The sequence below is a fragment of the Caballeronia sp. LZ033 genome, assembly GCF_031451265.1.
GTDB lineage: Bacteria > Pseudomonadota > Gammaproteobacteria > Burkholderiales > Burkholderiaceae > Caballeronia.
This window is the reverse complement of the sequence record NZ_JARUXQ010000001.1, coordinates 2,952,477-2,971,491: the sequence shown is the minus strand read 5'-3', so window position 1 is coordinate 2,971,491 and position 19,015 is coordinate 2,952,477. Positions and strand designations below refer to the sequence as shown.

17 protein-coding genes are annotated in these 19,015 nt (G+C 64.9%); 12 read left to right on the top strand and 5 right to left on the bottom strand.

The window, feature by feature from the left end; translation table 11 throughout:
- Positions 1 to 11: 11 nt before the first annotated feature.
- Both hemB and yihA read right to left on the bottom strand, forming a co-directional pair.
- On the bottom strand, positions 12 to 1,010 hold the full coding sequence (gene hemB, locus QCE62_RS13825) for a porphobilinogen synthase (protein ID WP_309918840.1): 999 nt from the start codon (positions 1,008 to 1,010) through the stop codon (positions 12 to 14).
- Positions 1,011 to 1,264: 254 nt separating this feature from the next.
- Complete coding sequence (yihA, locus tag QCE62_RS13820; protein ID WP_309918835.1) at positions 1,265 to 1,927, bottom strand: ribosome biogenesis GTP-binding protein YihA/YsxC; 663 nt, start codon at positions 1,925 to 1,927, stop codon at positions 1,265 to 1,267.
- A gap of 312 nt (positions 1,928 to 2,239) precedes the next feature.
- On the opposite strand from yihA, the gene QCE62_RS13815 reads away from it, so the two are divergent.
- The 5 genes from QCE62_RS13815 (at position 2,240) to msrQ (ending at position 8,339) form a co-directional block, all read left to right on the top strand.
- Complete coding sequence (locus QCE62_RS13815; RefSeq protein WP_309918832.1) at positions 2,240 to 2,914, top strand: c-type cytochrome; 675 nt, start codon at positions 2,240 to 2,242, stop codon at positions 2,912 to 2,914.
- A gap of 200 nt (positions 2,915 to 3,114) precedes the next feature.
- Positions 3,115 to 5,346: a cytochrome c biogenesis protein ResB gene (locus tag QCE62_RS13810; RefSeq protein WP_309918829.1), complete on the top strand. Its 2,232-nt coding sequence runs from the start codon at positions 3,115 to 3,117 to the stop codon at positions 5,344 to 5,346.
- Between the two features lie 4 nt (positions 5,347 to 5,350).
- Entirely contained in the window at positions 5,351 to 6,553 is a 1,203-nt protein-coding gene (ccsB, locus tag QCE62_RS13805) for a c-type cytochrome biogenesis protein CcsB (protein WP_309918826.1), read from the top strand.
- A 151-nt stretch (positions 6,554 to 6,704) separates the two neighbouring features.
- Positions 6,705 to 7,703, top strand: coding sequence for a protein-methionine-sulfoxide reductase catalytic subunit MsrP (msrP, locus tag QCE62_RS13800; protein ID WP_309918824.1), 999 nt, complete (start codon positions 6,705 to 6,707; stop codon positions 7,701 to 7,703).
- A 3-nt stretch (positions 7,704 to 7,706) separates the two neighbouring features.
- The gene (gene msrQ, locus QCE62_RS13795) at positions 7,707 to 8,339 is read left to right on the top strand and encodes a protein-methionine-sulfoxide reductase heme-binding subunit MsrQ (RefSeq protein ID WP_309918821.1); all 633 of its coding nucleotides are present in this window, start codon (positions 7,707 to 7,709) and stop codon (positions 8,337 to 8,339) included.
- 60 nt (positions 8,340 to 8,399) lie between these two features.
- Here the strand turns inward: msrQ and lysA are convergent, their stop codons facing one another.
- Both lysA and lptM read right to left on the bottom strand, forming a co-directional pair.
- Positions 8,400 to 9,662, bottom strand: a complete 1,263-nt coding sequence (gene lysA, locus QCE62_RS13790; RefSeq protein WP_309918818.1) for a diaminopimelate decarboxylase — start codon at positions 9,660 to 9,662, stop codon at positions 8,400 to 8,402.
- A gap of 54 nt (positions 9,663 to 9,716) precedes the next feature.
- Positions 9,717 to 10,028: an LPS translocon maturation chaperone LptM gene (lptM, locus tag QCE62_RS13785; RefSeq protein WP_309810319.1), complete on the bottom strand. Its 312-nt coding sequence runs from the start codon at positions 10,026 to 10,028 to the stop codon at positions 9,717 to 9,719.
- A gap of 35 nt (positions 10,029 to 10,063) precedes the next feature.
- Between lptM and cyaY the strand changes: the two genes are divergently transcribed.
- Positions 10,064 to 10,381: an iron donor protein CyaY gene (gene cyaY, locus QCE62_RS13780; protein ID WP_309810316.1), complete on the top strand. Its 318-nt coding sequence runs from the start codon at positions 10,064 to 10,066 to the stop codon at positions 10,379 to 10,381.
- A 61-nt stretch (positions 10,382 to 10,442) separates the two neighbouring features.
- On the opposite strand, the gene QCE62_RS13775 is transcribed toward cyaY, so the two are convergent.
- Positions 10,443 to 12,851, bottom strand: a complete 2,409-nt coding sequence (locus tag QCE62_RS13775) for a penicillin-binding protein 1A (protein ID WP_309918815.1) — start codon at positions 12,849 to 12,851, stop codon at positions 10,443 to 10,445.
- A gap of 251 nt (positions 12,852 to 13,102) precedes the next feature.
- Between QCE62_RS13775 and pilM the strand changes: the two genes are divergently transcribed.
- From pilM to aroB, 6 genes are all read left to right on the top strand, one after another.
- A complete protein-coding gene (pilM, locus tag QCE62_RS13770; RefSeq protein WP_309918813.1) occupies positions 13,103 to 14,104 on the top strand; it encodes a pilus assembly protein PilM in 1,002 nt (333 codons plus the stop codon).
- Positions 14,105 to 14,112: 8 nt separating this feature from the next.
- Positions 14,113 to 14,778 carry a PilN domain-containing protein gene (locus tag QCE62_RS13765; protein ID WP_309918810.1) on the top strand — a complete coding sequence of 222 codons (666 nt, stop codon included), beginning with the start codon at positions 14,113 to 14,115 and terminating at the stop codon, positions 14,776 to 14,778.
- On the top strand, positions 14,775 to 15,686 hold the full coding sequence (gene pilO, locus QCE62_RS13760) for a type 4a pilus biogenesis protein PilO (protein WP_309918807.1): 912 nt from the start codon (positions 14,775 to 14,777) through the stop codon (positions 15,684 to 15,686). Before QCE62_RS13765 ends, pilO begins: the two co-directional genes overlap by 4 nt.
- Before the next feature lie 41 nt (positions 15,687 to 15,727).
- Positions 15,728 to 17,221, top strand: a complete 1,494-nt coding sequence (locus tag QCE62_RS13755) for a type IV pilus secretin PilQ (RefSeq protein ID WP_409017856.1) — start codon at positions 15,728 to 15,730, stop codon at positions 17,219 to 17,221.
- A 185-nt stretch (positions 17,222 to 17,406) separates the two neighbouring features.
- Positions 17,407 to 17,913, top strand: coding sequence for a shikimate kinase (locus QCE62_RS13750; RefSeq protein WP_309919847.1), 507 nt, complete (start codon positions 17,407 to 17,409; stop codon positions 17,911 to 17,913).
- Positions 17,913 to 19,010 carry a 3-dehydroquinate synthase gene (gene aroB, locus QCE62_RS13745; RefSeq protein ID WP_309918804.1) on the top strand — a complete coding sequence of 366 codons (1,098 nt, stop codon included), beginning with the start codon at positions 17,913 to 17,915 and terminating at the stop codon, positions 19,008 to 19,010. The genes QCE62_RS13750 and aroB overlap by 1 nt, the downstream gene beginning before the upstream one ends.
- Positions 19,011 to 19,015: the final 5 nt, after the last annotated feature.

The window sequence follows — 19,015 nt, the reverse complement described above, 5'->3', positions numbered from 1 at the left end:
TCAGCACGGCGTTACTTCGACGCCCGCAGAATCCTCGCAGCATCGAGCGCGAAGTAGGTCAGCACGCCATCGGCGCCGGCGCGCTTGAACGCGAGCAGCGCTTCCATCATGACCTTGTCGTGATCGATCCAGCCGTTCTGCGCGGCGGCCTTGATCATCGCGTACTCGCCGCTCACCTGATACGCATACGTCGGGAAGCGGAACTCGTCTTTCACGCGACGCACGATATCCAGATACGGCATGCCCGGCTTGACCATCACCATGTCCGCGCCTTCCTCGATGTCCATGCGCACTTCGCGCATGGCTTCGTCGGTGTTGGCCGGATCCATCTGATACGTCATCTTGTTGCTCTTGCCGAGATTCGCGGCGGAGCCCACCGCGTCGCGGAACGGACCATAGAACGCCGACGCGTACTTCGCGGCGTAGGCCATGATGCGCGTGTGAATGTGGCCATCGCTTTCGAGCATCTCGCGAATCGCGCCGATGCGGCCGTCCATCATGTCCGACGGCGCCACGATGTCCACGCCTGCCTCAGCCTGCGTGCGCGCCTGCTCGACGAGAATCTCGCTGGTCTCGTCGTTCTTCACATAGCCTTCTTCGTCGAGCACGCCGTCCTGGCCGTGGCTCGTGTACGGGTCCAGCGCGACGTCGGTGAGCACGCCGAGCATCGGGAAGTTCTTCTTCAGTTCACGGACGGCGCGCGGGATCAGGCCTTGGGGATTGGTGGCCTCGCGGCCGTCGGGCGTCTTGAGCGATGGCTCGATCGCCGGAAACAGCGACAGCACCGGCACGCCCAGTTCGACGCATTGCTCCGCGACCTTCATCAGCAGATCGACGGATGTGCGTTCGACGCCGGGCATCGACGGCACGGCCTGACGCTCGTTCGCGCCTTCGACGATGAATACGGGATAGATGAGGTCGTTCGTGGTGAGGATGTTCTCGCGCATCATGCGGCGCGAGAAGTCATCGCGGCGCATGCGGCGCGGGCGATGATGGGGATAGAAGCTCATGTCTTGACTCGAGTGAGTGATCTGCAGAGGATGCCAAAAAGCGGCTTCGAAAACGTGTAAATCCTTGTCAAACAAGCACTTGGGCACGTCTGAAACCGTTGCCGGTCAATGGTATATCATACCGATCGAGCGAGGCGCTTGTCGCTGGACTCCCCGCTTCTCCTCCCTGAGCGGGCGCCTGTCGAGATTCGATCAGGCTGTTAACCCGCCGTCATGCGGCGGGTTTTTTTATGTTCGGGCGTGCGCCCGTTCCATCATCCAGGCGTGCTGTCCTGCGCGTTCTCACCCGCTTCCTCGGGCATCAGCCAGCTTTCGATCAGTTCATGCGCTTCATCGAGGCCGGTGCGCTTGAGCGCGGAGAAAAGCTGGACGCTCAACTCGCCGCGATAGCCCGCGTCCCGATACTCCCCGAACGCCTTCTTGGTGGCGCGCAGCGTATTGGTCATCTCCTGTCGCGTCAATTTGTCGCATTTCGTGAGCAGGGCGTGGATCGGCTTTCCAGTGGGTGCAAACCAGTCGATCATGATGCGGTCCAGCTCGGTCAGCGGACGGCGCGAGTCCATCATCAGGATCATGCCGCGCAGCTGCGCGCGGCTTTGCAGATAGGTGGAAAGCAGGCGTTGCCAGTGTTCCTTCGCGGCGCCGGGCACTTCGGCATAGCCGTAGCCGGGGAGATCGACCAGATAGGCGACCGGCTCGGCCTGCGGCCCGATGGCGAAGTAGTTGATATGCTGCGTGCGCCCTGGGGTCTTGCTCGCGAAGGCGAGCCGCTTCTGGTTGCACAGGATGTTGATGGCCGTCGATTTACCGGCGTTCGAGCGTCCGCCGAACGCGATTTCAGGCTGCGGCGTGGGCGGCAGATCGCGCAGATGATTGACGGTGGTAAAGAAGCGGGATTGGTGAAGCAGGAATGACATGGGCGGGTTCCATCGAAGAAGCTGCGAAAACCAAAGCCTTGAGAACCCGGCAAATACTGGGCATGCCCCGACTGGCGTCTTTGCGTGCAGCGGGTTATTGTACAATACGACGGATTTTTGAAGATCAGCACGGGCACGCAAGACCCAAGCCGCAAGCGGCACCCACAGCTTTCATGGGATCGGAGCGAGACACACTGGAGGCGTTCTGGCGCCTCATCGTTCGGCGAGTTCGGGACTCTTGCGGCGACCATTGATCGCCGTCGTTTTTTGCAGAACCTCACATTCTCACAAGACGAAAAACAGGGTACGCGAATGAACCGACTGTACAGGTCTCTGGTGGTGATTCGGGCAGCGGCGGCTTTCGGTGCAGGTTTGAGTGGTCTGGCGGTATCGATGTCAGTGAACGCGGCGGAGCCCGCGCAGCCGGCCAAGCCGGATGTCACGAGGGGGCAGGCCATCGCCACGCAGGTGTGCGCGGCATGTCACGGAGCTGACGGCAACAGCGCCGGCGCGGCGTTCCCGAAGCTCGCGGGGCAGCACGCCGAGTACATCGTCAAGCAGTTGAAGGATTACAAGACGCAGCCGGGCGCGAAGGCGCCGGCGCGTAACAACCCGATCATGGCAGGCATTGCAGGCGCGCTGTCGGATCAGGACATGTTGAACGTCGCAGCCTACTTCTCGCAACAGAAGGCCAAGCCCAATTACGCTCGCGACAAGAACGACGTCGCGCTGGGTCAGAAGATCTATCGCGGCGGCATTGCGGACAAGGGCGTACCGGCCTGCGCCGCGTGTCATGGCGCCACGGGCATGGGCATTCCGGTGCAGTATCCGCGGCTGTCGTGGCAGTGGGGCGATTACACGGTCGCGCAGTTGAACGCGTTCGCATCGGGACAACGCAACAACAGCGAGCCCATGCATCAGATCTCCTCGCGCCTGAATGAAGCGGAGATGAAGGCGGTGGCGGACTACATCGCCGGATTGCATTGATCGCGAGACGCGATCGCCACTGAACGCGCAGCAGTCAGCGTCCAGCGGTTCCCAGCGCGCAACACGGGAATCGCCCATACTACGAAGCCGGTCCCGGACACGTCCGAGAAGACCGGCGCGAAAACAAGAAAAAGGGTGGGACGTCGGTCTGACAGACCGTCAGCGTCTCCACCCTTTTTTGCTGTCCAGCCGGAGTTTGAATGAGCGTCACCACATCGGGAATGCAGTCGAAGTCGAGTCGCCGCGCCGTCAGGCATTTCGTCGAACTCGTGAGTTCGATGCGCTTCGCCATCGCCTTGCTGGTCATCCTGGCCATTGCAAGCATCATCGGCACAGTGCTCACGCAGGACGACCCGTATCCCAACTACGTCAATCAGTTCGGCCCGTTCTGGGCGGACATCTTCCGCGGCCTCAGCATCTACACCGTGTACAGCGCATGGTGGTTCATGCTGATCCTGATCTTCCTCGTGATCTCGGTGTCGCTGTGCGTGATCCGCAACGGCCCGAAGATGATCGCGGACATCAAGAGCTGGAAGGACCGCGTGCACGAAGGCGGCCTGCGCGCGTTCCATCACAAGGGCGAATTCACGGTGCGGGCGGATCGCGTGCACACGGCGGCCACGCTCGAACGCCTCGCGGCGAAGATGGGCTACCGCACCGTCACGCGCCAGACCGACACGGGCGCCACGCTCATCGCCGGCAAGCGCGGCGCGATGACGAAGATCGGCTACATTTCAGCGCACCTCGCGATCGTGGTGATCTGTCTCGGCGGCCTGCTCGACAGCAACCTGCCCATCCGCCTGCAAATGTGGATGTTCAACAAGTCGCCGATCAACAGCAACGCAGTCATCAACGACATTCCCCCCGAACATCGCCTGTCCACGTCGAACCCGACCTTCCGCGGCTACGCGTGGGTGCCGGAAGGGCAGTATGTCGGCACGGCCATCCTGAACCAGCCGGAAGGCTCGGTCATCCAGGACCTGCCGTTCTCCATCCAGCTGAACAAGTTCATCGTCGATTACTACTCGACCGGCATGCCGAAGCTGTTCGCGAGCGACATCGTCGTGATCGATCACAAGACGGGCAAGCGCATCCCGGCGCGCGTCGAGGTGAACAAGCCCTTCACCTACGACGGCATCTCGATCTACCAGTCGAGCTTCCAGGACGGCGGCTCGAAGCTCGACATGACCGCGTGGCCGATGACCGGCAGCAGCGCGAAAACCGAGCCGTTCACGGGCACGATCGGCGGCACGGCGCCCATCGGCACGCAGTTCAAGGGCGCGCAGGGTGAAACGGTCGAGTTCACGGATTTCCGCGCCATCAACGTCGAGAACATGACGGACGGCAACGGCGCTCCGGACGCGCGCGGCGTCGGCAAGAAGGAAACGCTGCGCGATGCCTTCGACGAACGCCTGGGCTCCGGCGCGAAGACGTCCCGGCCGACCGACCTGCGCAACATCGGTCCGTCGGTGCAGTACAAGGTGCGCGGCACGGATGGCCAGGCGCGCGAGTACAGCAACTACATGCTGCCGGTCGATGTCAGCGGCCAGCAGATGTTTCTTGCCGGCATGCGCCTGAGCCCGAACGATCCGTTCCGCTACCTGCGCATTCCCGCCGACGAGCAGGGCACCGTCAAGCAATGGATGGACTTGCGCGCGGCGCTCGCGAATCCGGCGACGCGCACCGAGGCGGCGCACCGTTTCGCACAGCGTTCGGTGCCGCAGGAAAATGTCGAGTTGCAGAAGCATCTCGAGGAAAGCGCGATTCGCGTGCTGAACCTGTTTGCGGGCGCGGATGAATCCGGCAAGGCTGCTCCGAATCCGCAGATGGTTGGCGGTTTCCAGAGCATCGCGGGCTTCATCGACAAATCGGTGCCGAAGGCTGAACAAGAGAAAGCCGCGGGCCTGCTGATGCGCATGCTCGAAGGCGCGATGTGGGACGTCTGGCAGATCTCCCGCGAGCAGAACGGTGAACCGGCCGCCAAGGTAGACGAGAAGAACAGCGCATTCATACAGTCGTCGATCAATGCGCTTTCCGACAGCTTTCTGTACGGTTCTCCGGTCTTCCTGCAACTGGACACCTTCAAGCAGGTGCAAGCTTCGGTATTCCAGTTGACGCGCGCGCCGGGTAAAAATCTGGTGTATCTTGGCAGCCTTCTGCTGGTAGTCGGCATTTTCTCGATGTTTTACGTGCGCGAACGGCGCCTGTGGTTCTGGCTCAAAGACTCGGGGCAGGGCGGCGCCAGCGTGCTGATGGCGATGTCCACGGCGCGCCGCACGTTCGATTTCGAGAAGGAATTCGTGCGCACCCGCGCGCGCATTGCCGCAGCGCTCGACGCCCAACCCGCCGCGCCGGCTGACGCGGCCCCGCCATCGGATGCGTCCGGGCATTCGCAATCCGAGACATCGAGCTCGGAAGTTTCAACACGGTAAGATCATGGACCTCACACAGTCTTCCTCCCACGCTCCTCTCAAGACCGATCGTCCGGCTTCGGGTCTTCCCGATGTCGCCGCTTTCGACGATCGCCCGTTTCTCCGCAGGCTCACCGTCATCGACTGGCTGTTTGCGCTCGCCATGGTCGCGGGCGCGGGTTTCGCGCTGAACCGCTATCACGCGCACATGGACGTGTATGACATGGCGGTGCTGGTGGCCGCCGTGCCGACCTTCGTTACGCTCGGCTGGCGCTGGAAACCGGTGCGACTGCTGATCGCGATGATCGCCGTGCTGGCGCTGTTCTCCATCCAGCTCTATCAGCACGACCTCGCGCGCGCCGACACCAACTTCTTCCTCAAGTATTTCCTGTCGAGCCAGTCGGCGATCCTGTGGATGAGCGCACTGTTCGTGCTGGCGACGCTGTTCTACTGGATCGGCCTCGTGACGCGCTCGCAGACGGGCGGCGCGATCGGTTCGCGCATGACCTGGTTCGCGGTGCTGATGGGCTTCACCGGGCTGATGGTGCGCTGGTACGAGTCGTACCTGATCGGCACGGATGTCGGTCATATTCCCATCTCGAACCTGTACGAAGTGTTCGTGCTGTTCTGCCTGATCACGGCGCTGTTCTATCTCTACTACGAGCAGCATTATTCGACGCGGCAAATGGGCGCATTCGTGCTGCTCGTGATCAGCGCGGCGGTGGGCTTCCTGATGTGGTATTCGATCGCCCGCGACGCGCAGCAGATCCAGCCGCTCGTGCCCGCGCTGCAAAGCTGGTGGATGAAGATCCACGTGCCGGCGAACTTCATCGGCTACGGCAGCTTCGCGCTGTCGGCGATGGTCTCGGTGGCCTATCTCGCCAAGCAGCGCGGCTTCCTGGCGGACCGCCTGCCGCCGCTCGAAGTGCTCGACGACGTGATGTACAAGTCGATCGCCGTCGGCTTCGCGTTCTTCACCATCGCGACGATTCTCGGCGCGCTGTGGGCCGCGGAAGCCTGGGGCGGCTACTGGAGCTGGGATCCGAAGGAAACCTGGGCGCTGATCGTCTGGCTGAACTACGCGGCCTGGCTGCACATGCGCCTGATGAAGGGCCTGCGCGGCGCCGCCGCCGCATGGTGGGCGCTGACGGGTCTGGTCGTCACGACGTTCGCGTTCCTCGGCGTGAACATGTTCCTGTCCGGCCTGCACAGCTACGGCAAGCTCTGATCCGTCGGGCCGTGAAGCGAGAAGAAAACCGCCATGCATTTCGCTGGCGGTTTTTTTATGCGACGCTGGAATACGGGCATCCAAACTGCTGTTTCACCGTATATGAATGCATGGGCTGCGATGTCTGCGCGGCCGTTCAGGAGCAATCGGGATGTGGATCAAACGAAACCGCAGTCTTTATGGCGACGACATCGCGCGGCATGAAATCACGCCGCAAGCGGTGTTCGAGAACCGGCGGCGCGCGCTGCGCTCGATCGGCGCATTCGCCGCGACGGGCCTCGCCGGCATGAGTGGCGTGAGCAGCACCGCGCACGCGACGCTCACATCGCCCGATGCGCGCGGCCAGAAGCTCGCCGCGACGACCAATCCGAAGTTCGTCGCGCTCGACAAGGCCACCCCGTTCAAGGACATCACGAGCTACAACAACTTCTACGAGTTCGGCACCGACAAGGGCGATCCCGCCGAACATGCGGGCACGCTGCGTCCGCGGCCGTGGAAGGTGTCGGTGGAGGGGGCGATCAAGAACCCGAAGGTGTACGACATCGACGACCTGCTCAAGCTCGCGCCGCTCGAAGAGCGCGTGTACCGGCTGCGCTGCGTCGAAGGCTGGTCGATGGTGATTCCCTGGATCGGCGTGTCGCTCTCGGAACTCATCAAGCGCGCCGAGCCGACGGGCAACGCGAAGTACGTGCAGTTCATCACGCTGGCGGATCCGTCGCAGATGCCGGGCCTCTCGACGCCGATCCTCGAATGGCCCTACTCCGAGGGCCTGCGCATGGACGAGGCGATGAACCCGCTCACCCTGCTGACCGTCGGCCTGTATGGACAGGTCTTGCCGAACCAGAACGGCGCGCCGGTGCGCGTGGTCGTGCCGTGGAAGTACGGCTTCAAGAGTGCGAAGTCGCTGGTGAAAATCCGCTTCGTCGAGAAGCAGCCGCCCACGAGCTGGAATCTTTACGCATCGAGCGAATATGGCTTCTACTCGAACGTGAATCCGAACGTCGATCATCCGCGCTGGAGCCAGGCCACCGAGCGGCGCATCGGCGAAGACGGGTTCTTCACGCCCAAGCGCAAGACGCTCATGTTCAACGGCTACGGCGATCAGGTCGCCTCGCTGTACACGGGCATGGACCTGAAGAAGAACTTCTGAACGATGTCGTCGGCTTCCCAGATCAAGAGCACGCGCGCCGCGGCCGGTCCGAGATGGATCGTGCCGGTCAAGGTCGTGGTGTTCGTCGCGATGCTGTTTCCGCTGGCGCGCCTGATCCTGCTCGGCGTGACCGGCGGACTGGGCGCGAATCCGATCGAATTCATCACGCGTTCGACCGGACTCTGGACGCTCGTGTATCTGTGCATCACGCTGGCGGTCACGCCGCTGCGGCGGCTCACCGGCGTCGCGGCGCTGCTGCGTTTCCGGCGCATGATCGGGCTGTACGCGTTCTTCTTTGCTGTGCTGCACTTCACGACGTACATCTGGTTCGACAAATGGTTCGATGTCGCCGAGATGCTGAAGGACATCGGCAAGCGGCCGTTCATCACGGTGGGATTCGCAGCGTTCGTGCTGTTGATCCCGCTCGCGGTGACGTCGCCGAAAGCGATGGTGCGCAAGCTCGGGCGGCGCTGGCAGGCACTGCACCGGATCATCTATCTGGTCGCCACGCTCGCCATCCTGCATTTCTGGTGGATGAAGGCGGGCAAGCACGACCTCGAATTGCCGAAGATCTATGGCGCGATCGTGATCGTGCTGCTCGGCTGGCGCGTGATCGCGTCGCTTCGGACGCGTTAGCGGCGCGCATGAAAAAAGCGATGCCGAGGCATCGCTTTTTTCATCGGGTCTTGGAGCTCTTCAGTCCGGAAGAATCGATTCCCCGGCGAACAACTGCTTCACTTCTTCACGCTCGCGCACGAGACGCGCGCGCTCGCCATCGACCATGATTTCGGCGGAGCGCGGACGCGTGTTGTAGTTCGAGCTCATCACGAAGCCATACGCACCCGCCGAGCAGATCGCGAGCAGGTCGCCCGGCACGAGCGCCAGTTCGCGGTCGCGCCCGAGCCAGTCGCCGCTTTCGCAGACCGGACCGACGACGTCGTAGGTCTGCGCGGCGGCGTCGCGCTTCACGACCGGCACGATGCGGTGAAACGCCTCGTACATGGCGGGGCGCGCGAGATCGTTCATGGCGGCGTCGACGATGGCGAAGTTCTTTTCCTCGCCCGGCTTCAGATATTCGACCCGCGTGAGCAGCACGCCGGCATTGCCGACGAGCGAGCGCCCCGGTTCGAAATACACTTCGCGGGCGCCATGACCGCGCTTCCCGATGTGATCGAGCAGCGTCGTCACGAAGTCGCCGATGGCCGGCGGGGTTTCGTCGTCGTAGGTGATGCCGAGGCCGCCGCCGACGTCGATGTGGCGGATGCGCATGCCGTCGGCTTCGATCTGCCCGACGAGTTCGAGCAGCTTGTCGAGCGCGTCGAGATACGGGCTGATCTCGGTGATCTGCGAGCCGATATGGCAGTCGATGCCGACGACATCGAGATGATCCATCGCTTGCGCCTGCGCGTAGGTGGCGCGGGCGTCGCTGAAGGCCACGCCGAACTTGTTCGACTTGAGACCGGTGGAGATGTACGGATGCGTCTTGGCATCGACATCCGGATTCACGCGCAGCGACACCGGCGCCTTCTTGCCGAGCGACTTCGCCACTTCGTTCAGCGCATGCAGTTCGGGAATCGATTCGACGTTGAAGCACTTCACGCCGGCTTCCAGCCCTTCGCGCATCTCCGCCGCCGATTTGCCGACGCCCGAAAACACGGTGTGCTCCGCGCGGCCGCCTGCCGCGATCACGCGCGCGAGCTCGCCCGACGACACGATGTCGAAGCCCGCGCCCATGCGCGCGAACACGTTCAACACGGCGAGATTGCTGTTGGCCTTCACGGCGACGTGGACCGTTGCGTTGCGTCCCGCGCAGGCATCGGCGTAGGCGCGATAGGCTTGCGTCAGTGCGTCGCGCGAATAGACATACAGCGGCGTGCCGAACTGTTCCGCGAGCGACGCGGCTGAGACGCCTTCGGCGTGCAACACGCCGTCGACGTAATGGAATGCGGAATCACTCATGCGTGGAATCGAAAATGCGCCCGAAGCCGAATGGCGCGTGTTTCAGGCGGGTGTTCAGTAAGCGGACGATGCGGCTTTCGGCGCCGAGGCAGCGTTGCTGCCGCCGGACTTCAGATCCGTTTCGGGCGAGAGCGAGAGCGGCTCGCCCGACGTGTCCGGCACGGTGCCGCGACGCGCTGCGCTTTCACTGTCCGGAGTCGTGTCCGAAGGCGGGGTATTCTGGAGATCGCCGGGACGTTGCGGCAGCGGCGGCACGGTTGGCAGATACAGCGGACCGCGTTGACCACACCCGCCGAGCGCCAATGTGGCAGCGGCGCTCATGCTCAAAGCCGCTACAATCGCGCTCATCCTGAATACGACTCGCATGACCGTCCCTATACGATTAATCGCCGGAGTTTAGCATGACAGACCAGGAATACCTGACCTTGGCGGAGGCCGCGCTGAGCGCCATCGAGCGCGCAGTGGACGAGGCCGACGCCGACATCGAATTCGAACGCAGCGGCAATGTGCTGACGCTCGAATTCGAGAACCGCACGAAGGTCATCGTCAATTTGCAGCCGCCGAAACACGAGATCTGGCTCGCTGCGAAAGCGGGCGGCTTTCACTACAAATACGTCGATGGCGCGTGGCGCGACACCCGCGACAACAGTGAATTCTTTGCGACCCTGAGCAAGTATTCGACCGAGCAAGCCGGCGAACCCGTCCGCTTCAAGGCATAAAAAAACGAGCGGGTCTTTCGATCCGCTCGCTTCCTCGATTGCAAGGGCGCGCCTGCTGCCTCTATTGCCCCTTGAACAGATTCATGATGTCCTGCTTCTCCTGCTCGCCCACTTCGGGCGCGGGCGCAGTCACGCCGGACACGCCGTCCTGCGGCGGCGCCTGGCTCACGCCAACCGTCGCGATAAAGCCGTGGCCCGGCGTCATGTCGTCGAAGTACAGCTCGCCGCCGAGCGACGTGACATCGGGCGGCATCATCGGCTTGTACTCGGGCACGCCCTTCAACGCACGGCCCATGTAGTCCATCCAGACCGGCAGCGCGAGGCCGCCGCCGGTTTCCTTGTCGCCGAGGCTGCGCGGGTTGTCATAGCCGATCCACGCGATCGCCACCAGCGAGCGTTGATAGCCGGCGAACCAGGCGTCGCGCGAATCGTTGGTCGTGCCGGTCTTGCCGGCAAGATCGGTGCGCTTCAGCTGATTCGTCTTCGCGCCGGTGCCGCGCTGCGCGACGCTCTGCAACAGGCTGTTCATCACGTACGCATTGCGCGGCGTGATGGCGAGCGGCGCGCTCTGCTGCGCGATGAGCGGCTGCGGGTGCGAGACCACGCGGCCGTATGGGTCCGTGATGTCCGCGATCAGATACGGATTCACGCGATAGCCGCCGTTCGCGAAGACCGCGTAGCCGGCGGCCATCTGCAAGGGCGTGACGAGCCCGGCGCCGAGCGCCATCGGCAGATAGGCGGGATTGCGGTCGGCGTCGAAGCCGAAGCGCGTGATGTAGTTCTGCGCGTACTTCGTGCCGATGTGATTGAGGATGCGGATCGACACCATGTTCTTCGAGCGCTGCAATGCCGAGCGCATGGTCATCGGGCCGTCGAAGCCGCCGCCGTAGTTCTTCGGCTCCCACGCCTGCCCGCCGGTTTCGGCGGCGCTGAAGAAGAGCGGACCGTCGTTGATGATGGTCGCGGGCGACAGGCCCTTTTCGAGCGAGGCCGAATAGATGAACGGCTTGAAGCTCGAACCCGGCTGACGCCAGGCCTGCGTCACGTGGTTGAACTTGTTCTTGTTGAAGTCGAAGCCGCCCACCAGCGCGCGGATCGCGCCGTCCTGCGGCACCATCGAGATCAGTGCGCCTTCCACTTGCGGCAGTTGCGTGATGGTCCAGTCGCCGTCGTCGTTCTTCATGAGGCGCACGATCGCGCCCGGACGGATGCGCGCGTTCGGCTGCGCGCGCGTGCTGAGCGCGAACTGCACGAAGCGCAGGTCGGCGCCGCTGATGGTCACCGTGTTGCCGTCGAGGAAGCTCGCCTTCACTTCCTTCGGACTTGCCGACGTCACCACCGCCGCGACAATTTCACCGTTGTCCGGATGCTCGGCGAGGGCGTCGTCGATGGCCTGTTCGCGATCGTCCGGATTGGCCGGCAGGTCGATATAGCCTTCCGGCCCGCGATAGCCGTGCCGATGCTCATAGTCCATCAGGCCGCGGCGCACCGCGCGATAGGCGGCGTCCTGGTCGGCGGAATCGATCGTGGTCACGACATTCAGGCCGCGCGTATAGGCTTCCTCGCGGTATTGCGCGTACATCATCTGGCGCACCATTTCCGCGACGTATTCGGCATGCACGCTGAATTCACGGCCTTGCCCCTTGACCACGAGCGGCTGGGCGATGGCCTGCTCGTACTGGTCGCGCGTGATGAAGCCCAGCTCCAGCATGCGCTGCAGGATGTATTCCTGACGCACCTTGGCGCGCTTCGGATTGACGACCGGGTTGTAGGCCGACGGCGCCTTCGGCAGACCCGCGAGCATCGCGGCCTCGGCGAGCGAGACGTCCTTCAGGTCCTTGCCGAAATACACCCGCGCCGCGCTGGCGAAACCGTAGGCGCGCTGCCCGAGATAGATCTGATTCATATAGACCTCGAGAATCTGATCCTTCGTCAGCGCGCGCTCGATCTTGTACGCGAGCAGCATCTCGTAGATCTTGCGGGTGTAGGTCTTTTCGCTCGACAGGAAGAAATTGCGCGCGACCTGCATGGTGATAGTGCTCGCGCCCTGCGAGGCATGGCCGTTGGTCAGCGCGACCGTGCCCGCGCGCAGGATGCCGGTGAGATCGACGCCGCCGTGATCGTAGAAGCGCGCGTCCTCGATGGCGAGCACGGCTTTCTTCATGTAGTCGGGCACATCCTGGATGCGCACGACGCGGCGCCGCTCCTCGCCGAATTCGCCGATCAGCACGTGATCCGCCGTATAGATGCGCAGCGGCACCTTGGGCTTGTAGTCCGTCAGGGCTTCGAGCGAGGGCAGGTTCGGCAGCGCGACGACGAGCGCGTAACCGAGCACCAGACCCGCGCAGACGACGAGCGCGAACATGCTGACGCCGAAGCCCAGCAGCAGCCGCGCCCACCATGGGCGCCTGGCTTTCTTGTGCCCCTCGGGCGGCGTGGATGAAGGGTTGTTCGGGGAAGAGGATTGCATGGCACCACCAGAAACAGTGACGCGATTATAGCCGCCCGCATTCGGGACTTTTCTGGACGCTTACAGCGCCGCCGGCCGTGACGCTCGCCCGCTGCTGTTTCGACAATACGCGCGATCACGCGCGGAAGCACCTTCTTATCGTGCACGCTGGCCGTTCGGCTGAATGTTCGCCGTCGTCCCTGCTCGCGACAATTCTTCCACCTCAGGCGCTCGAACGGTTCGGGCGCGCAAGTGAATGGAAGGAGCAGGACATGGGCAAGGAAAGTGCGCTGCGCGGCACGATGTTGACGGTGACGCGGCGCTATGCGGCGGGTATCGACGTAGGCGAGGACGGCGTGCGTCTCGTGGTCATGAGCAAACGGTTGCGGGCGAATGCGGCGGTGTGCGTGGAGCAGCTGGCGTTCGTGCCACTGCCCTCGGGCGCGGTGATCGACGGGGATTTCATCGACCGCACGGCAATCGTCTCGGCCTTGCGCGAGGCCTTCACGTGCTTGCCGAGCGGCGGCGCGTGGCGGGCGCTGCGTTGCGCGATGGGTTTGCCCGCGTCGGCCACGGTCACCACGCAGGTGCCGCTGGCGCGTCTGATGGAAGCGCGTGAACCCTTGCCCGCGGGCGCCGGCAGCGACCCGCACGGCGTGCTGGAGCCGGCCGTGCTCGCGGAGGCCGAACGTGCGACGGGCGTCGAGCGCGCGGCACTTGCCGTGGACTGGTCGGTGCAGACCGGCGAGGACGGCCAGGCGCAGGTGTCGATCGCGGCAACGGCGCGGCGGCACGTCGAAGCGCGTGTCGAAGCGGCGGCGGAGGCGGGCGTCGCGCTGTCGGCCATCGACGGCGAAGCGGCTGCCGCCTTGCGCGCCATGCGTCACGTGGGCTCGGTGGAGCTCGATGAAGACGCGCGCTATATGGTCTGCTGGCTGGAGAACACAGGATTGCATGGCTGGCTCGTCGGCGCGCGGGGTGTCGAGAAGGAGGCGCGCTATCCTGCGCTCGAATATCGCAGCATGGCCGAGGCGCTGCAGGATCTGGCGGGTGACGGCGCGCCGCTCGACTGCGTTTATGCGGGCGGCCGGATCGAACTGTTGGGTCATGCGGGTCTGGCGCTGCCCGTTTTGGGCAAGAGCCTGGGCTGTCCCGCGCTGCCGTTCGAGGCGGCGCCGTATTGCAACGGCGCGTCGGCGATCGTCGCGGCGCACCGGCATTCGCCACGCTTCGCGGCGGCGTTCGGACTGGCGTTACGCGAGGTGATGCAATGAGCGCCGCCATGCTGGACGGATTCAATCTGCTGCCGTATCGGGCGCGGCGGCGGCGCGAGGTGAGGCGCCGGCGGCTCGCGCTGCTGGCGGCTGCGAGCATCGCGGGATGCGCCGCAGTGGGCGTGGTCGCGGGACGCGATGCCTTCGAGCATGCGCGGCTGACCGAGCGCCGCGCGGCGCTGGAGGCCTCGCTGCTGGCATCGAGCGCACCGGTCGACGAACATGCGCGGTTGGTGCGTGCCGCCGAGGAACGGCGGCGCGCCCGTGAAAGCGCCCAGCCGCTTGCTGCGCCGCGCGAACGCTTTCTTGCGCTGCTGGAAGCGCTTGCCGACGTGCCGGCGCAAACCGGCGTGGCGCTGCAACGCGTCTCGCAGCGGACGGACGAGGTCGAACTCGCGGCGCGGGCGCCTGATTCGCAGGCTGCGGCGCACTGGCTCAAGCGGCTGGAACAGGTGCGCGGGGTGGAGGCGGTGGAGGTCGTCGAGATGAAGCGGCGCAGCGCTGTGGATACGCGAGGGGTTCGTGGCGCGCCGCCGTCTGAGGGAGCAGGGCACTACGAGTTCGTCGCGCTCGTGCGTTACGAGTCGGACCGCTCCGGCCATGAGGACGCTTCGCGTCGTGCCCGGCCGGTACTCACGGCGGGCCGCCCGGGCGCGCAAGGGAGGCGCCCATGAACGCGATGCCGATGAATCTCTTGTTGCACCGGGATAAACGCCGGAACATGCGCGTGGCTGCGCTGCTGCGGCCGCTCGATGCCTGGTCGCGTACCCGGCTTGCGGCAAGCGCGCTTGCGCTGACTCTGCTCGTGGGTGTGGCGGGCACGACTGCGTGGCGAATGTCGGATCCGGGCGGACTCGAACTCGCACGCGCCGAATTGACGGCGGCACAAACCCGCGAGCACGAAGTCAGGCGCATCAGGGCGGAGTTGCCTGGCCTGAAGGCGCGCGCGCTTTCTGCCCGCCTGCAGCCGGAGCAGTGGAGCACGGCGGATGCGCTGCGTGCCGTCGTGGAACTGGCGGCACAGAGCGGGCTCCGCGACGTGTCGATCGAGCCGGCCGCGCGCGCGGGCGCCGGTCCGGAAGCGCCGTCGCAAGTTGAGTCCGGGCGGCCGCTCAAGCTTCGCGCGGAAGGTTCTTTCGACGAGATTCACCGTTTCCTGGAGGCATTGGCCGGTTTGCCGCGGCTCGTGGTGCCGGAAGGAGCGCAGATCAGGCAGCCCGCCGGCGTGCGTTCATCGGGCGGGCTCGCGGATGCGCTCGCGGTCGAGGCGTCGCTCCGGGTGTTCGAGAATCAGCCGGGTATTCCGCTGACCGTCGCTGCGCCGCGCGCCAGTTCGTTCGTCATCGATCCTTTTGGCGGCGGGGATGCGCTCGCCCAGGGTGGCGATATCCTGCTGGTGGGCACGCTGGTCGGCACCCGGCGCGCGATGGCGCTTCTGCAAAGCGGCAGCGAAGTCAGCGGCTACGCGCCGGGGCAGAAGATCGGCGCTGAACGGCTTGCGTGGGTCGTGCCGCGTGTCGTGGAGCTCATGCCCGACCGCGGTCCGTCGCGGAAACTGACGATGGCGGAGGATCGCAAGTGAACCCGCGCGCGCAGTTCTTTCGCGGCGTCGCCAGGCCGGTCCTGTCCGTAGCGGCCGTCGCGTGTCTGTTCGCTCAGGCATCGTTTGCCGTGGGAAGCGATGACGCGCCCGTCGCACCGCTGCCGCCGCTACCGGCCGCGTTCGACGAATTGACCACGGAGCAGGCGACGACCGACGCGAATCTTCCGTCCGAACCACCCGCTCCGGATGTGCCCGCCGCCAAGCCCGTCGCCGAACCTCCGGCTGCGCCCGACGCGCCGCTGGAAGGACCGCCGGTGCCGTTGCGGCCCGTCGAGCGGCTGAGCGACGCCGATCCGGTTCCCGGCGGCGACGGCAAGACCATCACGCTCGACCTGAAGAACGCGGAACTGCGCGCCACGCTGCACACGTTCGCGCAGTTCACCGGCCTGAATATCGTCGCGAGCGAGAAGGTGCGCGGTCAGGTTTCGCTGAATCTTGCCGGCGTGCCGTGGCGGCGCGCGTTTGACACGCTGCTCGAAGTGAACGGTCTCGCGATGGAACAGCACGGCAACGTGATCTGGGTCGCGCCGCTGGCCGAACTCGCGGCGCGCGAGAAACTGCGCTACGAAGCGCACGCCCGCGCCGCCGACCTGGAACCGCTCTCTAGCCGTACATTCGTACTGCGCTATGCCCGCGCCGAGGACATGCGCAAGATGCTGAGCGGCTCCGGCAGCCAGCGCGTGCTGTCGAAACGCGGCTCCGCCATGGCCGACGCGCGCACCAACCTGCTGTTCGTCACCGATCTCGACGCGCGCGTGCGGCAGATCGCGGATCTTCTCGCGCTGATCGACCGGTCGACGCCGCAAGTGATGATCGAGGCGAAGATCGTCGAAGGCGAGGCCGGGCTGTCGCGCAATCTCGGCGTCAAGTTGAACATTGCGGCGCAAAACGATCCGGCGAGCGGTTTCGCGGGCGGCAAGGACGGTGTGGTATACGATTTGTCGGCGGGACCGCTCAACGGCTTCGACGCCGCCACGGCCGGGCTCACCCTGTTCGTCGCGCACGCAACGCGGTTGCTCAATCTGGAACTGAGCGCGCTCGAGGCGGAAGGGCGCGGGCAGATCGTGTCGCGGCCGCGCGTGGTCACGGCGGACCGGGTCAAGTCGATCGTCGAGCAGGGCATGGAAGTGCCGTACCAGGCGAAAGTGGGCAACGGCATGTCGGGCGTGCAGTTCCGGCGCGCCACGCTCAAACTGGAGGTCGAGCCGCAGATCACGCCGCACGGGCACGTCATTCTCGATCTCGACATCACGAAAGACAGCCTGGGCGAGCAGACCGCGAACGGGCCGGCGATCCATACGAAGCATGTCCAGACGCGCGTCGAAGTGGAGAATGGCGGGACGGTGGCGATCGGCGGCATTTATTCCGACGACGAGCGCGACGACACGACCGGCGTGCCGGGATTGTCGAAACTGCCGCTGCTCGGCTGGCTGTTTCGCCATGAGGCCCGGCGCCGCTCAAAAAGCGAGCTGGTCATCCTGATCACGCCGCATGTCATCGCAAGCGGCGGATGAGCGGATGAGCGCCGATGAGCACACGACACATGCCGGACCCGCGCCGGACCCGCGCCACGGCTGGCGCGACTCGACAAAGCGGGCGGTTTGCCCTTAAGCTGCCGCACGAACAAATTGCATCGGACTGGAAGGAAAACGAGTTGCAGGAAGGGCACGCGAACGCGAACATCTTTTTCGTCGGACTCATGGGAGCGGGTAAAACCACCGTGGGCCGTGCGGTTGCGCGCCGTCTGCAGCGCTCGTTCATCGACTCGGATCACGAGATCGAAGCACGTACCGGCGCGCGCATTCCGGTCATCTGGGAGCTGGAAGGTGAGACCGGCTTCCGGCAGCGCGAGGCGAACGTCATCGACGACCTGTCGCAGCGCAGCGGCATCGTCCTCGCCACGGGCGGCGGCGCGGTGCTGCGGCCCGAGAATCGCGAACATCTGAGGAATCGCGGCATCGTCATCTATCTGCGCGCCAATCCGCACGATCTCTGGCAGCGCACCCGGCGCGACAAGAACCGTCCGCTGCTCCAGACCGAAGACCCGCGCGGCAAGCTCGAAGCGCTGTTTCAGTCACGTGATCCGCTCTATCATGAAACCGCTCATTTCGTTGTCGAGACCGGGCGGCCGACCGTCAACGCGCTCGTCAACATGGTCCTGATGCAACTGGAGGTGGCCGGCGTCGTCAAACCGGCTCAGTCATAATGTCCGCCATGAATGCCCCAACCATTACCGTCAGCGTCGACCTGGGCGAGCGCGCCTATCCCATCCACATCGGTGCGGGCCTGATCGGCCGCACGGAGTTGTTCGCGCCGCACATCAAGGGTGCGTCGGTGGCCATCGTCACCAACTCCACCGTGGATCCCTTGTACGGCGAGCAGTTGCGCGCGGCCCTCGCGCCGCTCGGCAAGAAGGTGACCACCGTCGTGCTGCCCGACGGCGAGGCGTACAAGAACTGGGAAACGCTCAACCTGATCTTCGACGCGCTGCTGACCGGGCGCGCCGACCGCAAGACCACGCTGATCGCGCTCGGCGGCGGCGTCGTGGGCGACATGACCGGCTTCGCCGCCGCCAGCTACATGCGCGGCGTGCCGTTCATCCAGGTGCCGACCACGCTGCTTTCGCAAGTGGATTCGTCCGTGGGCGGCAAGACCGGCATCAATCATCCGCTCGGCAAGAACATGATCGGCGCGTTCTACCAGCCGCAGGCCGTGATCGCCGACATCGGCGCGCTGCGCTCGCTGCCGGAACGCGAGATGGCGGCGGGCATCGCGGAAGTCATCAAGACCGCGGCGATCGCGGACGCCGCATTCTTCGACTGGATCGAAGCGAACGTCGGCGCGCTCAACCGTCGCGACCTCGACGCGCTCGTGCACGCCGTGAAGCGTTCGTGCGAGATCAAGGCATCGGTCGTCGCGTCGGACGAACGCGAAGGCGGCCAACGCGCCATTCTCAACTTCGGCCACACGTTCGGCCACGCCATCGAAGCCGGCTTGGGCTACGGTGAATGGCTGCACGGCGAGGCCGTCGGCTGCGGCATGGTGATGGCGGCGGATCTTTCGGTGCGGCTCGGCCGGCTCGACGAAGCCGCACGCCAGCGTCTGGTGCGCGTGATCGAGGCGGCGAAACTGCCCGTCAAGGCGCCGAAGCTCGGCCCCGACCGCTACGTCGACCTGATGAAGGTCGACAAGAAAGCCGAAGCCGGCGAGATCAAGTTCATCTTGCTGACGCGCTTCGGCGCAACTGAGATCACCAGCGCGCCTGACGGGACCGTGCGCGAAACCCTCGCGGCCAGCGTCTGATCCAC

What these genes read in the sequence shown, in the direction of transcription:
- hemB (WP_309918840.1), bottom strand. Translation starts at nt 1,010, where the DNA reads ATGAGCTTCTATCCCCATCATCGCCCGCGCCGCATGCGCCGCGATGAC.
- yihA (WP_309918835.1), bottom strand. Translation starts at nt 1,927, where the DNA reads ATGTCATTCCTGCTTCACCAATCCCGCTTCTTTACCACCGTCAATCAT.
- QCE62_RS13815 (WP_309918832.1), top strand. Translation starts at nt 2,240, where the DNA reads ATGAACCGACTGTACAGGTCTCTGGTGGTGATTCGGGCAGCGGCGGCT.
- QCE62_RS13810 (WP_309918829.1), top strand. Translation starts at nt 3,115, where the DNA reads ATGAGCGTCACCACATCGGGAATGCAGTCGAAGTCGAGTCGCCGCGCC.
- ccsB (WP_309918826.1), top strand. Translation starts at nt 5,351, where the DNA reads ATGGACCTCACACAGTCTTCCTCCCACGCTCCTCTCAAGACCGATCGT.
- msrP (WP_309918824.1), top strand. Translation starts at nt 6,705, where the DNA reads ATGTGGATCAAACGAAACCGCAGTCTTTATGGCGACGACATCGCGCGG.
- msrQ (WP_309918821.1), top strand. Translation starts at nt 7,707, where the DNA reads ATGTCGTCGGCTTCCCAGATCAAGAGCACGCGCGCCGCGGCCGGTCCG.
- lysA (WP_309918818.1), bottom strand. Translation starts at nt 9,662, where the DNA reads ATGAGTGATTCCGCATTCCATTACGTCGACGGCGTGTTGCACGCCGAA.
- lptM (WP_309810319.1), bottom strand. Translation starts at nt 10,028, where the DNA reads ATGCGAGTCGTATTCAGGATGAGCGCGATTGTAGCGGCTTTGAGCATG.
- cyaY (WP_309810316.1), top strand. Translation starts at nt 10,064, where the DNA reads ATGACAGACCAGGAATACCTGACCTTGGCGGAGGCCGCGCTGAGCGCC.
- QCE62_RS13775 (WP_309918815.1), bottom strand. Translation starts at nt 12,851, where the DNA reads ATGCAATCCTCTTCCCCGAACAACCCTTCATCCACGCCGCCCGAGGGG.
- pilM (WP_309918813.1), top strand. Translation starts at nt 13,103, where the DNA reads ATGGGCAAGGAAAGTGCGCTGCGCGGCACGATGTTGACGGTGACGCGG.
- QCE62_RS13765 (WP_309918810.1), top strand. Translation starts at nt 14,113, where the DNA reads ATGCTGGACGGATTCAATCTGCTGCCGTATCGGGCGCGGCGGCGGCGC.
- pilO (WP_309918807.1), top strand. Translation starts at nt 14,775, where the DNA reads ATGAACGCGATGCCGATGAATCTCTTGTTGCACCGGGATAAACGCCGG.
- QCE62_RS13750 (WP_309919847.1), top strand. Translation starts at nt 17,407, where the DNA reads ATGGGAGCGGGTAAAACCACCGTGGGCCGTGCGGTTGCGCGCCGTCTG.
- aroB (WP_309918804.1), top strand. Translation starts at nt 17,913, where the DNA reads ATGTCCGCCATGAATGCCCCAACCATTACCGTCAGCGTCGACCTGGGC.